12 protein-coding genes are annotated in these 13,333 nt (G+C 61.7%); all 12 read left to right on the top strand.

Annotation, left to right across the window (positions count from 1 at the left end; all coding sequences use genetic code 11):
* The 12 genes from leuC to F0M18_RS00095 all read left to right on the top strand — a co-directional run bounded on the left by leuC (nt 1) and on the right by F0M18_RS00095 (nt 13,310).
* Nucleotides 1–1,434, top strand: coding sequence for a 3-isopropylmalate dehydratase large subunit (gene leuC, locus F0M18_RS00150; protein WP_149609364.1), 1,434 nt, complete (start codon nt 1–3; stop codon nt 1,432–1,434).
* Entirely contained in the window at nt 1,431–2,078 is a 648-nt protein-coding gene (leuD, locus tag F0M18_RS00145) for a 3-isopropylmalate dehydratase small subunit (protein ID WP_149609363.1), read from the top strand. The genes leuC and leuD overlap by 4 nt, the downstream gene beginning before the upstream one ends.
* 20 nt (nt 2,079–2,098) lie before the next feature.
* Nucleotides 2,099–3,178, top strand: coding sequence for a 3-isopropylmalate dehydrogenase (leuB, locus tag F0M18_RS00140; protein WP_149609362.1), 1,080 nt, complete (start codon nt 2,099–2,101; stop codon nt 3,176–3,178).
* 21 nt (nt 3,179–3,199) lie between these two features.
* Nucleotides 3,200–4,225, top strand: a complete 1,026-nt coding sequence (locus F0M18_RS00135; protein ID WP_149609361.1) for an aspartate-semialdehyde dehydrogenase — start codon at nt 3,200–3,202, stop codon at nt 4,223–4,225.
* Nucleotides 4,226–4,425: 200 nt separating this feature from the next.
* Nucleotides 4,426–6,738 (top strand): FimV/HubP family polar landmark protein, encoded by a 2,313-nt coding sequence (locus F0M18_RS00130; RefSeq protein WP_149609360.1) that lies wholly within the window; start codon nt 4,426–4,428, stop codon nt 6,736–6,738.
* Nucleotides 6,731–7,585: a tRNA pseudouridine(38-40) synthase TruA gene (gene truA, locus F0M18_RS00125; protein ID WP_262500781.1), complete on the top strand. Its 855-nt coding sequence runs from the start codon at nt 6,731–6,733 to the stop codon at nt 7,583–7,585. The genes F0M18_RS00130 and truA overlap by 8 nt, the downstream gene beginning before the upstream one ends.
* Nucleotides 7,586–7,648: 63 nt before the next feature.
* Entirely contained in the window at nt 7,649–8,278 is a 630-nt protein-coding gene (locus tag F0M18_RS00120) for a phosphoribosylanthranilate isomerase (protein ID WP_223177874.1), read from the top strand.
* Between the two features lie 13 nt (nt 8,279–8,291).
* Complete coding sequence (trpB, locus tag F0M18_RS00115; protein WP_149609359.1) at nt 8,292–9,512, top strand: tryptophan synthase subunit beta; 1,221 nt, start codon at nt 8,292–8,294, stop codon at nt 9,510–9,512.
* Nucleotides 9,513–9,524: 12 nt separating this feature from the next.
* Nucleotides 9,525–10,346: a tryptophan synthase subunit alpha gene (gene trpA, locus F0M18_RS00110; protein WP_149609358.1), complete on the top strand. Its 822-nt coding sequence runs from the start codon at nt 9,525–9,527 to the stop codon at nt 10,344–10,346.
* A gap of 49 nt (nt 10,347–10,395) precedes the next feature.
* Nucleotides 10,396–11,352, top strand: coding sequence for an acetyl-CoA carboxylase, carboxyltransferase subunit beta (gene accD / locus F0M18_RS00105; protein WP_149609357.1), 957 nt, complete (start codon nt 10,396–10,398; stop codon nt 11,350–11,352).
* Nucleotides 11,345–12,640, top strand: coding sequence for a bifunctional folylpolyglutamate synthase/dihydrofolate synthase (locus tag F0M18_RS00100; RefSeq protein ID WP_149609356.1), 1,296 nt, complete (start codon nt 11,345–11,347; stop codon nt 12,638–12,640). The genes accD and F0M18_RS00100 overlap by 8 nt, the downstream gene beginning before the upstream one ends.
* Nucleotides 12,633–13,310 (top strand): SPOR domain-containing protein, encoded by a 678-nt coding sequence (locus tag F0M18_RS00095; RefSeq protein WP_149609355.1) that lies wholly within the window; start codon nt 12,633–12,635, stop codon nt 13,308–13,310. The genes F0M18_RS00100 and F0M18_RS00095 overlap by 8 nt, the downstream gene beginning before the upstream one ends.
* Nucleotides 13,311–13,333: the final 23 nt, after the last annotated feature.

Below are 13,333 nucleotides of genomic sequence, written 5' to 3'. Positions count from 1 at the left end.
ATGGCCGGGCAAACCCTTTACGATAAATTGTGGCACAGCCACCTGGTGGAACAGCGCGAGGACGGCAGCGCGCTGATCTATATTGATCGCCAGTTGATTCACGAAGTGACCTCGCCGCAGGCATTTGAAGGCCTGCGCCTGGCGGGTCGCGCGCCTTGGCGCCGCGACGCCAACCTGGCGGTGCCGGATCACAACGTCCCCACGGAACGTCGCGAGCGCGCCGGGGGCGTGGCCGCGATCGAGGACCCGGTCTCCCGCCTGCAGGTGCAGACCCTCGATGAAAACTGCGATGAGTTCGAACTGGTCAAATTCGACATCAATGACGTGCGCCAGGGCATCGTGCATGTGGTGGGCCCGGAGCAGGGCGCCACGCTGCCGGGAATGACCGTGGTGTGTGGCGACTCCCACACCTCCACGCACGGTGCATTGGGCGCGCTGGCCCATGGCATCGGCACATCGGAAGTGGAACATGCACTGGCCACGCAGACACTGATTCAGCAGAAGATGAAGAACATGCTGGTGCGGGTCGACGGTAAGCTCCAGGCGGGCGTCTCCGCCAAGGACGTTGCCCTGGCGATCATCGGCAAGATCGGCACCGCCGGCGGTACCGGTTACGCGATCGAGTTTGGCGGCCAGGTGGTGCGGGACATGTCCATGGAGGGGCGCATGACCCTGTGTAACATGTCGATTGAGGCCGGTGCGCGCATGGGCATGGTGGCGGTGGATGACACCACGCTGGAATATGTCCAGGGGCGCCCCTATGCGCCGCAGGGCGAGATGTGGGAGCGGGCGGTCAGCGCCTGGCGCAATTTGCACTCGGATGACGATGCCCAGTTCGACGCAGTAGTCACCCTGCAGGGCGAGGACATCAAGCCACAGGTAACCTGGGGCACTTCTCCGGAGATGGTCCTGCCCGTGGATGGCGTACTGCCCGACCCGGCCGAGATCGAGGATGCCACGCAGAAAGCCGCGGTCACCCGCGCCCTCGAGTACATGGGTCTGGAAGCGGGCTCCAGCATTTCGGCGATTCGTCCGGATCGCGTGTTCATCGGCTCGTGTACCAATTCCCGGATCGAGGACTTGCGCGCAGCCGCTGAAGTGGTGCGGGGTCATCGCGTGGCGAGCAGTATCAAGCAGGCGCTGGTGGTGCCCGGCTCCGGTGAAGTCAAGAAACAGGCCGAGTCCGAGGGGCTGGATAAGGTATTTATCGAGGCGGGCATGGAGTGGCGCGAGCCCGGCTGCTCAATGTGCCTGGCCATGAACGCAGACAAGCTCGGCGCGGGTGAGCACTGCGCTTCCACCTCCAACCGGAACTTCGAGGGCCGGCAAGGCTTTGGTGGCCGCACGCACCTGGTGAGCCCGGCCATGGCCGCGGCGGCAGCGGTGGCAGGCCACTTTGTCGACGTGCGCAACTGGGAGGGGGCAGGACAATGAAGGCATTTACCGTGCACGAGGGCATTGCCGCGCCAATGGATCGCGCCAATGTCGACACCGACCTGATTATTCCCAAGCAGTTCCTGAAATCGATCAAGCGTTCGGGCTTTGGCCCCAACCTGTTTGATGAGCTGCGCTACCTCGACGAGGGCCAGCCGGGACAGGACTGCAGCGGCCGTCCACTGAACCAGGATTTCCCGTTGAACTTCCCGCGTTACCAGGGCGCTTCGATCCTGCTGGCAAGAGAGAACTTCGGCTGCGGCTCGAGCCGGGAGCACGCGCCCTGGGCGCTGGAAGACTACGGCTTCCGCTGCATCATCGCCCCCAGTTTCGCCGATATCTTTTACAACAACTGTTTCAAGAACGGCGTGCTGCCTATCGTGCTGTCAGAAGAGCAGGTGGAGCAGTTGTTTGCAGAAATGTATGCGCAGGAAGGCTATGCGCTGACGGTGGATCTGCAGGAGCAAAAGGTGCTTACGCCTTCGGGTGAAGTCATGCCTTTCCAGGTGGACGCGTTTCGTCGGCAGTGCCTGTTGCAGGGGCTCGATGATATCGGCCTGACGCTGCAGCGGGCGGATGCCATCCGTGCCTACGAAGAGAAATGGCGGCAACAGTCTCCCTGGCTGTTTGGCGCGATCAAGTAATGACTTGCGGGAGCTGCTGAATGGCTAGGAAAGTACTGGTTTTGCCGGGGGATTATATTGGCCCCGAGATTATGGAAGAGGCCGTCAAGGTGCTCAGGGCCGTCGACCGGCGTTTTGCGCTGGGCATCGAGTTGGAGCACGGCCTGCTGGGAGGCGCCGCGATTGATGCGTGCGGCGTGCCGCTCCCGGATGAGACCCTGGCGCAGGCTCGTGAGGCTGACGCCATCCTTCTGGGTGCCGTGGGCGGGCCCAAGTGGGACGGCGTGGAGCGCCACCTGCGCCCCGAACGGGGGCTGCTGGCGATTCGTTCGGAGCTGCAGCTGTTCGGCAACCTGAGGCCGGCGATCCTGTATCCACAGCTTGCGGATGCATCCAGCCTGAAGCCCGAACTGGTCGCAGGCCTGGACCTGTTGATCGTTCGCGAATTAACGGGCGGTATCTATTTTGGTGAGCCCAGGGGTATTCGTACCCTGGAGAACGGCGAGCGCGAGGGCTACAACACCTACAAGTACAGCGAGTCCGAAATCCGGCGCATCGGTCACCTGGCATTCTCGCTGGCGCGTAAGCGCGACCGGCGGGTCTGCAGCGTGGACAAGTCCAATGTGCTGGAAGCGACTGTGCTGTGGCGCGAAGTCATGGAGGAAGTGGCCAGGGACTACCCGGACGTGGAGCTCAGCCATATCTACGTGGACAACGCCGCCATGCAACTGGTGATGCGCCCCAAGCAGTTCGATGTGATGGTCACCGGCAACATGTTCGGCGACATTCTTTCCGATGCTGCCGCAATGCTGACCGGGTCTATCGGTATGCTGCCCTCGGCCTCTCTTGATAAGGACGGGCGCGGCATGTACGAACCCTGCCACGGCAGTGCGCCGGACATCGCCGGCCAGGGCAAGGCCAACCCGCTGGCGACGATACTTTCCGTGGCCATGATGTTGCGCTACACGCTCGGCAGTGCCGAGGCGGCCGATACGATAGAGCAGGCGGTCAGCGATGTGCTCGACCAGGGCTTGCGTACGCCGGACATCCACAGCGAGGGCACGCGCCTTGTGGGTACGGCAGAAATGGGTGACGCGGTGTTAGCGGCAGTCAGTGAGTAAACAGGGTAGGGAGATAAGACAATGAGTGATGTATACGATGTAGCCGTGGTAGGCGCTACCGGTGCCGTGGGCGAAGCGATGATCTCCATACTGGAGCAGCGAAACTTTCCCGTGGGTGAGCTCTACCCCCTGGCGAGCAGTCGCTCCGCCGGCAAGAGCATTTCCTTCCGCGGTAGCCAGGTGAAGGTCACCGACCTCGCCGAGTTTGATTTCAGCAAGGCGCGCATCGGGCTGTTTTCCGCCGGGGGCAGCATTTCGGAAAAGTATGCGCCGATAGCCGCCGCGGCCGGGTGCGTGGTGGTGGACAATACCTCACACTTTCGTCGTGACGAGGATATCCCGCTGATCGTGCCCGAGGTGAATCTCGAGGCGCTGTCCGGTTATACCACTCGCGGCATTATTGCCAACCCCAACTGTTCGACGATCCAGATGCTGGTGGCGCTGAAGCCGATCTATGACGCGGTGGGCATAGAGCGCATCAATGTCTGTACCTACCAGGCCGTATCGGGCACGGGTAAGGAGGCGATTGAGGAACTGGCCGGGCAGACGGCCCGCCTGCTCAATGGCCAGGAAGCCGAAAGCAAGGTCTATCCGAAGCAGATTGCCTTTAACGCGCTGCCCCATATCGACACCTTCCAGGACAATGGCTACACCCGGGAAGAGATGAAGATGGTCTGGGAAACCCAGAAAATCTTTGACGACCCGAGTATCCAGGTGAACCCCACCTGCGTGCGAGTGCCGGTGTTCTTCGGGCACTCGGAGGCGGTGCACATTGAGACCGTCGACAAGATTACGGCCGAGCAGGCCCGTGAACTGCTGAGCAGCGCGCCCGGGGTGCAGGTCATGGATGAGCGCGTCGATGGCGGCTATCCCACTGCTGTGAGCGAAAGTGCCGGCACTGATCCGGTATTCGTGGGCCGGATTCGTGAAGACATTTCCCATCCACGGGGCCTGGACATGTGGGTGGTGGCCGATAACGTGCGCAAGGGGGCCGCCCTTAATAGTGTGCAAATTGCCGAGGCATTGGTGGCAACTTACCTTGATTAAAGTGAGTAATTTATTGATACTCATGTGAAAAAGGGCGCGTCAGTGGTGCACGGAAGCACTCTCCAGAGAATCGAGAAAAGTGCAGAAAGTGCTTTCAGGGGCGGGCGTTATGGCGCACGATATGTGGTAGCCATTTGGGGAGGTCGCGCCAGGGGAGGCGGGCCTGATTAATTGCGGGAACTATAATAAGGCGTCGGAGTATGGCTCGTAAGTTTGCTGCTGCTGTGTTTTCTTTGGGGTGTATCCATGCGAGTTCCAGTTTCGCGTTGGGCCTGGGTGAACTGAAACTCGAATCTTTTCTCAATGAGCCGCTCAAGGCCGAAGTAGATTTGCTCAACACTGACGGCATGCACTCAGACGAGATTCGCATCCGTCTTGCCACGCGTGAGGATTTCCAGCGCATGGGGGTGGAGCGGGCGTACTTCCTGACCAGTCTCACCTTTGAAGTCAATGTCGATGCCACTGGGCGCGGCACTATCAGTATTACCTCGGAAGACCCGGTACTGGAGCCCTATCTCGATTTTATCGTGGAGGCCCGCTGGCCGTCCGGCCGCCTGCTGCGTGAGTACACGGTACTTGTCGACCCGCCGCTGTTTGACGGCAGCACACCCGTGGTTTCGGCAACGCAACGCGTTGCGGAAGTGGAGGGGACTCCGCTGCCAGATGAGAGTGGAAAAAAGCCCACTGACCCGGCTGCCAGCAGCGGCACCCGGGTGGATGTCCGCAAGTCCGACCTCGCACCCGGCGCCATGCCACAGCGTGATTTCAACGCCGAGACCTCTTCGACACCCCGTGCCGGCAGTCGTTACATGATTCATCGCGACGACACCCTGTGGCAGATCGCGGCATCAGCCAAACCTGCCGGGGCCTCGGTACACCAGACCATGCTGGATATCCAGCGCCTTAACCCCAACGCGTTTATCGACGGCAATATCAACCGCATCAAGGCCGGATACATCGTCTACCTGCCCAGTGAGGGCGATATCAGTTCACAGGACCTGTCTGCTGCGCTCGCCGAGGTCAGGAAACAGAATGAAGACTGGGAGGCCGGCCGTGCCAGCACGCCTGTCGCCAGCGGTCCCAAGCTGCGTATCTCCGCTGAGCCAGTCGAGCAGGCGGGTGCCGATGCCGGTACCGGTGCTGATGCCGGTGACTACACCGCCGGTGGCGCTGCAGCGGCTGAGCAGGCTGATGTCGCAGCGCGTGAAAACGCCGAAATGGCCAGCGAACTGGCCTCCGTGCAGCAGCAGGTAGAGACCCTGCAGCGAATCGTGGATGTGAAAGATGACCAGATTGCCGCGCTGCAGGCGGCCCTGCGCGAGGCGGGCGGCCAGGTAGAGGATAGTGACGGCGCAGCCGGTATCGACGATGACGGTGATGTCCTGGCCGGCGATGACGACGATATGGAAAGCGTCGCCTCAGGAATGGAAGAGACCACATCCCTGGCCACTGACGACGGCGACGATACAGTACAACAAGGTGCCCTGGACGAAACGGTTGCCGATGGTGAAGCCGCTGCGGCGGAGCCTGCGGCGAGCGCGGACACCGCCGACGCTGATGCCGCCGGGAGCGCAGCAGCGCCGGCACCCCAGCCCGAGGCCAAACCAAAGGCAGCGTCCGCTCCCGTCGAGGAACAGGGCGGGCTGCTCAGTAAGATCTTTTACGGTATAGGTGCGCTGATACTGGCCTTGCTCGCCCTCTTTTTCGTGCGCCGCCGCAAGGGCGATGACGACGCCGCACAAGGCGATGAGGATGATGCTTTTGCCAATGTCCAGGTCAAGGAAGAACGAGTCGAAGTGACGCCGGAGCCTGCTTACGATCCTGAGCCGGTAACAGAGTTCGAAGAAGAACAGGCAGAGGACATCGACAGCAAGGCTGACAGCCGCGGCTATGGCGAGCGCAAGCACGACGAATACGCCTCGGACGTGGATACTGGCGACGCGCTCGCCGAAGCGGACATCTATATCGCCTACGGTCGCTATCCGCAGGCCAAGGATCTGCTGCAGAATGCCCTGGCCAATGAGCCTGGCAATACCGCCTACCGCCTGAAGTTGCTGGAAACCGAACTGCAGATGGGTAACGACGCCGGTGCCCAGGAGCAGATGCGTGAGCTGGAAGCGATCGGTGATGCCGGCAGTATCGCCCGCGCCAGGGAATTGATCGGCGATAGCGGCAGCTACGATGAGCCGCCGGAAGGTCTCGCTGCAGAGATCGACAGCAATATGGAAGCGGACTTTGCCGGCCTTGAGATTGAAGGTGGCGAGGAAGCGCTGTCCGACGACCTCGACCTGTCGGCTGATTTTTCCGACGACACCCTGAGTGTTGATGACGACGGTGAAGACCTGGTCATCGCAGCCGAAGCCAACGGCATGTCCACCAAGCTGGACCTGGCTCGCGCGTACATGGATATGGGCGACGAAAACGGTGCCCGCCAGATTCTCGAGGAAGTCATCGCCGAGGGTTCGGAAGAGCAGAAGGCCGAGGCGGGAGCACTGCTGGACCGCATTGGCTGAGTCTTTCTCACCGATCAGTGCTGACCCGCTGCCCGCGGGCAGCCGCATCTGCTGCAGGGTTGAGTATGACGGCGCCGGCTACAACGGCTGGCAAAGCCAGCCCCATCCGGGTGTCAGTACCGTACAACAGGAACTCGAGGCGGCTTTGTCAAAGGTCGCCGACACCCCCATGCGAATACACTGCGCCGGGCGCACAGACACCGGTGTTCACGGCCATTGCCAGATCATTCATTTCGACGCGCCGGTGGCGCGCGCGCCCAAGGCCTGGGTCCTGGGGGCCAATGCGGGGCTGCCGCGGGATATTCGGCTGCATTGGGCCGTGCCGGTCCCGGAATCGTTCCACGCGCGTTTTTCCGCAAGCGCAAGGCGTTACCGCTACCTGATTGCCAATACGGCCATACGGCCCGCCCTGCACAACGGGCAATTGACGTGGCATCGCTTTCCATTGGACGCGCAACGCATGCACGAAGCCGCTGCAGCCCTGCTCGGTGAGCAGGATTTTTCTGCTTTCCGCGCCGCTGCCTGTCAGTCGACAACCCCCATGCGCGAGGTGCAGTCCGTGTCGGTGTTCAGGCGCGGCGACCTGGTGGTGATGGACATTCAGGCCAATGCCTTCCTGCACCATATGGTACGCAACATTGCCGGATCGCTGATGGCGGTGGGCAGTGGCCGCCAGTCGCCGGAGTGGATTGCAAAGTTGCTGCGAGACCGCGACCGCACCCGTGCCGCCGACACCGCGCCACCCAATGGGCTGTACCTGGTCGACGTCACCTATGCGCCTGCGTATGGCCTGCCGCCCACGCCGTATGGCCCGCTGCTGCTGGGCACGGGGCCATCTCGGGCATAAAGACACGGACCGGTGCTTCTGCTACCATCCGCGCTGGTTTTTTTGCTGTAATCAGGTCTGGAAGTGCCCCGAACGCGTATTAAAATTTGTGGCATCACACGTCCACAAGACGCCCTTGTGGCCGTGGCCCAGGGCGCCGACGCGCTTGGCCTGGTGTTTTATGCGCCCAGTCCCCGGGCCGTGACCCTCGAACAGGCGATGGAGATTGCAGACGCCGTGCCGCCCTTTGTGACCCTGGTTTCGTTGTTCGTGGATGAGGCCCCCGCCATGATCACGCAGGTCGTGGAGTCGCTGCCCATAGGTGCCATCCAGTTCCACGGGAAGGAAACAGCGGCATTCTGCCAGCAGTTCAAGCGCCCCTGGTTCAAGGCCGTGAGAATGAAAGACGGCGTGGATGCAGCCACCGCCAGCGCCGGGTGGCAAGGTGCGCGCGGTGTATTGCTGGACGCCTGGCAGGACGGGGTACCCGGCGGTACGGGGCATACCTTTGACTGGTCGCGCATTACGGGAGATCTGTCTCTGCCGCTGGTGCTGGCCGGTGGGCTCAACGCCGGCAATGTGGGGGCTGCCATTGGTGAGGTGCGGCCGTGGGCTGTTGATGTCAGCGGTGGTGTAGAGTCTGCGCCCGGTATCAAGGACGCAGGCAAAATTGAACAGTTTGTCGCGGCGGTGCGCCGCGCAGATCAGCAGTAACTGGATGTGAAAAATGAACGTGGATGTGACTAACAAGGACTACTCGACAGTGCCCGATGCAGAGGGGCGCTTTGGTATCTATGGTGGCAAGTTTGTTGCCGAGACATTGATGTCGGCACTGGACGAACTCGAACAACTTTACTGCCGCCTGCGCGCAGACGAGGCGTTCCAGCGCGAACTGGATGAGGACCTGGCGCACTATGTCGGTCGTCCGTCCCCCTTGTACGAAGCCACGCGCTGGTCGCGGCAGGTAGGGGGTGCCCGCATCCTGCTTAAGCGGGAGGACCTCAACCATACGGGCGCCCACAAGGTGAACAACACGGTGGGCCAGGCCCTGCTGGCCAAGCATATGGGCAAGAAGCGGGTGATCGCTGAAACCGGAGCCGGCCAGCACGGCGTCGCCACGGCCACCATCGCAGCCCGACTGGGGCTGGAGTGCCAGGTGTTCATGGGCGAGGAGGATGTCCGCCGCCAGGCATTGAATGTGTATCGCATGAAACTGCTGGGAGCGGAAGTGATCCCGGTGAAGTCCGGTTCACGCACGTTGAAAGACGCGATGAACGAAGCCATGCGTGACTGGGTAACCAACGTGGACGACACGTTTTACATTATCGGCACGGTTGCCGGGCCGCATCCCTATCCCATGCTGGTGCGGGATTTCCAGTGCGTGATTGGACGCGAAGCGCGGGCGCAGGCGCTGCAGCAGACCGGAAAGCTGCCCGATGCGCTGGTTGCCTGCGTGGGTGGCGGTTCCAACGCCATCGGCCTGTTTCACCCGTTCCTGGAAGATGAATCGGTGGCCATGTACGGCGTCGAGGCCGGTGGTCACGGTGTTTCAACCAACCAGCATGCCGCGCCGCTTACTGCGGGAACCCCCGGTGTTTTGCACGGCAATCGCACCTACCTGATGCAGGATGCCAATGGCCAGATCATGCATACGCACTCCGTATCCGCGGGGCTGGATTACCCGGGCGTAGGCCCCGAGCACAGCTGGCTGAAGGACATCGGCAGGGTTAACTACGTGGTGGCCAACGACGACGAAGCGCTGCAGGCGTTTCATACACTGACTCGCGTAGAAGGTATTATGCCAGCGCTGGAAAGCAGTCACGCACTGGCCTATGCGGAGAAACTGGCGGCGGAGATGGCGCCCGAGCAGACCATTGTGGTCAATCTCTCTGGTCGTGGTGACAAGGATATTCATACGGTGGCACAGATCGATGGCATCGAGTTTTAAGGGAGTAGGCGAGTGAGTCGTATAGCGGGGTGTTTTGAGCGCCTGAAGGAGCAAGGGCGCAAGGCGCTGGTGCCGTACATCGTGGTCGGGGACCCGAGCCTGGAGGCGACCGTGCCGCTGATGCACGAACTGGTGGCCAACGGGGCAGATATTATCGAGCTGGGCGTGCCGTTCTCGGACCCCATGTCAGAGGGCCCCGTGATCCAGCTCGCCCACGAGCGCGCGCTGGCAAATGGCGCGAGCCTGCGCGATGCGCTGGACGTGGTGCGCACGTTTCGCGAGCGCAATAACGAAACCCCGGTGTTGTTGATGGGCTACGCCAACCCGGTAGAGCACATGGGCTATGCCGCGTTTGCCGATGCCGCCGCTACAGCTGGCCTGGATGCGCTGCTGACAGTCGATATCCCGCCCGAGGAAGTAGCCGGTGTAAATGCCGAGTTGCATCGGGTGGGCATGGACAACATTTTCCTGGTCGCACCGACCACGCCGGACGCGCGTATCGACAGGATCGTGGATCAGGCCAGTGGCTTCATTTACTACGTGTCCCTCAAGGGCGTTACAGGGGCAGGGCACCTCGATATCGACGATGTGACCGCGCAGTTGGCCCGCATACGCTCACGCTCTAAATTGCCCGTCGCCGTGGGCTTCGGTATTCGCGATGCGGCGTCTGCAAGGTCGATCGCCGCCATCGCCGATGGAGTGGTTGTCGGCAGTGCGTTAATCAGCGCCATGGCCAGCAGTCTCGAAGCTGGCGCCGATCAACAGGCAGCGCAGGCTGCCGCGACGACCTTGCTCGCGGAAATCCGCAAGGGAGTTGACAGCGCCGCTTCCTAGCAGGCCCCGCTGGCGTTTATAATAATGCCTTCACCTGTGGGGAAAGCACATGAGCTGGATTGACAAGATTCTGCCCTCCGGCGTAAGCCGAAGCGAGAGCACCAAGCGTTCTAGCGTCCCGGAAGGGCTGTGGAAAAAGTGCGTCAAATGCGACGCGGTGCTGTACCGGCCGGATCTTGAGCGCAACGATGACGTCTGCCCCAAGTGCGATCATCACATGCGCATTGGCGCGCGCCGCCGCCTGGATACATTTCTCGATGCGGACGGGCGCGAAGAAATCTTCACCGACGTCGAACCCGTTGACCGTCTCAAATTCAAGGACAAGAAGCGTTATCGCGACCGTCTTGCCGCCGCGCAAAAAACCACTGGCGAGAAGGACGCGCTGATTGCCATGCGCGGTACGCTCAAGGGTATGCCCATCGTGGCAGTGGCCTTTGAGTTCGAATTTCACGGTGGTTCCATGGGCTACGCCGTGGGTGAAAAATTCACCCGTGCCGCGCAACTGGCGCTGGCCGAGGGAATTCCCCTGGTCTGCTTTGCGGCCTCGGGTGGAGCGCGCATGCAGGAGGCGCTGATATCGCTGATGCAGATGGCCAAGACCAGCGCCGTGATAGAGCGCATGAAAATGGCTGCAGTGCCGTACATCTCCGTTATGACCGATCCGATCTATGGTGGTGTTTCCGCCTCCCTGGCCCTGCTCGGTGATGTCAACGTGGCCGAGCCCGACGCCCGGGCGGGTTTTGCCGGCCCCAATATTATCGAGCAGACCATCCGCCAGAAGTTACCCAAAGGTTTCCAGCGCAGTGAATTCCTGCTGGAACACGGTGCCATAGACATGATCGTGCATCGCACCGAGATGCGCGATACGCTGGCGCGGCTGCTGGCCAAACTCGGCCACCTCCAGTTGGCGGAGGAAGCCGTAAACGAGGAAGTGGTGGAAGAAGAGCCGGAACCGGAAGTCAGTGACGAGGTAGAGATTCCCCTAGAATCACCCCGGGATGAGTAAACGCACCCTGGACGAATGGCTGCGGTACCTTGAGTCGCTGCATCCCAATGCCATGGATCTTGGCCTGGAAAGGGTCACCCAGGTAGCGCATTCCCTGTCCCTGTTGCCGCTGACAGTGCCCGCAGTAACGGTGGCCGGTACCAATGGCAAGGGCTCTACCGTGGCCGTGCTCGAGTCACTGTTGCGAGAGTGCGGGCACCGCGTGGGGACATTCACTTCTCCCCACTTCCTGCGCTTCAACGAGCGCATTCGTATCGACGGTGAAGACGCAGCAGACGACGATATTGTCGCCGCATTCACAGCCATTGAGCAGGCCCGTGGCGGCGTGTCATTGACGTATTTCGAGTTCGCCAACCTGGCCGCGTTGTGGCTGTTTCGGGAGCAGGGAGTAGATCGCGTGGTACTGGAAGTGGGCCTGGGCGGCCGCCTGGACTCCACCAATATGGTAGACGCAGATGTGGCGGTAATCACCAGCATCGACCTCGATCACCAGGAGTGGCTGGGCGATACGCGCGCTGCCATTGCACGCGAGAAGGCAGGTATCATGCGCCCCGGGAAACCGGTGGTGATCGCCGATCCCGAGCCGCCCGCGGAGTTGCTGGAGTGCGCGCAGCAGGTTGCCGCTGCGCCTGTTATGCAGCTTGGGCACGAGTTTGGCTACGGTGAGCCCGGGGCAAGCTGGCAGGGGTACCTGACAGGCGCCGACGCCGGGCGCCGGGAGCTGCCGTCTCTGGCGACGGAGGCCCTGTGGCCATCGAACATCTGCGCCGCGCTGCAGGCCGCCTGCTTGCTGGGTGAGACGTTCAGCGATGAGCAGGTGCGCCGGGCACTGGCGGGCGCGCACAGCACGGGCCGCTGCCAGCACCTGGATATCGCTGGCCGGCACTACCTGCTGGATGTGGCACATAATCCGGCAGCTATTGATAAGTTGCTGGAAAAAATAGACGCAACTCCTTGTAATGGAAAGGTTATTGCACTATTTTCCGCGATGAAAGACAAGCCGGTGGAGGCCATGTTGTCACGTTTTGGCGCTCGCTTTCAGGCCTGGTTTCTGGGCGAGCAGCCCGCCAATCCAAGAGCCATGGCGGCGACCGACATAGCCGATATACTGCACGCACAGGGCCAGCAGCGTGTCAGTGTCAGCAAAAACCTGCGGCAGGCGCTGAGGCGGGCCCAGGCGGTAATGCAAAGCGGAGACCTGCTGGTGGTGTTCGGTTCATTTTTCACCGTTGCGGCGGTACTGCCACAGCTGGAGAGAGACCAGGGGAAGACCGGGTTACATGAATGAAGTATTGAAACAGCGCCTGGTAGGTGCCCTGATTCTGGTTGCACTGGGTGTTGTCTTCTGGCCGATTATTTTTGTCGAACCCGGCGCGCAGGGCGGGGCCGAAGCAGCGCGTGTACCGCCGCGACCTGCCGTGGACACCTCGCCGATTGAGCCCCCCGATATAGCGGGTCTGCGCCCCTCCCGGGAGTTCAAGAAGGAAGTCGAGCCGGCTGGTGTGGATGACGAAATATTGACACTGTCCCCGGATGGCCCTCTGCCCACCGGCAGTGCAGCCTCTGCGGCGGGCGGTGATGGTAACCAGCCCGCGACAGCGCCCCCCCCATCGAAGCCAGAACCGAAATCGCAACCGGAGCCGGAACCGGAAGCCGCCCCCAGGCCGGAGCCACGTAGTGAGCCGCCAGTGAAGCCGGCCCTGGATGCCGAGGGCATTCCCATTACCTGGATATTGCGCGTTGCCAGCGTCAGCAGCGCGGAGAAAGCAGATGCCCTGCGCAAGGATTTACTTGGCATGGGGCACAAAGCCTACGTCAAGAAGGTCAATAGTGGAGGACGTACCCTCTACCGTGTCTATATCGGACCGAAAGTGGAGAAGGCCAAGCTTGAGCAGGTGCGCGGTGCCATTGACAGCCGTTTCGGCGTCAAATCGATGATTACACGGTACTACCCCTGATGCGTTGCGGCCGGATTGCCCGG

The sequence above is a fragment of the Pseudohalioglobus sediminis genome (assembly GCF_008370495.1).
Classification (GTDB): domain Bacteria; phylum Pseudomonadota; class Gammaproteobacteria; order Pseudomonadales; family Halieaceae; genus Halioglobus.
The sequence above is the reverse complement of the archived record's forward strand: the minus strand, read 5'-3'. Positions and strand labels throughout refer to the sequence as shown.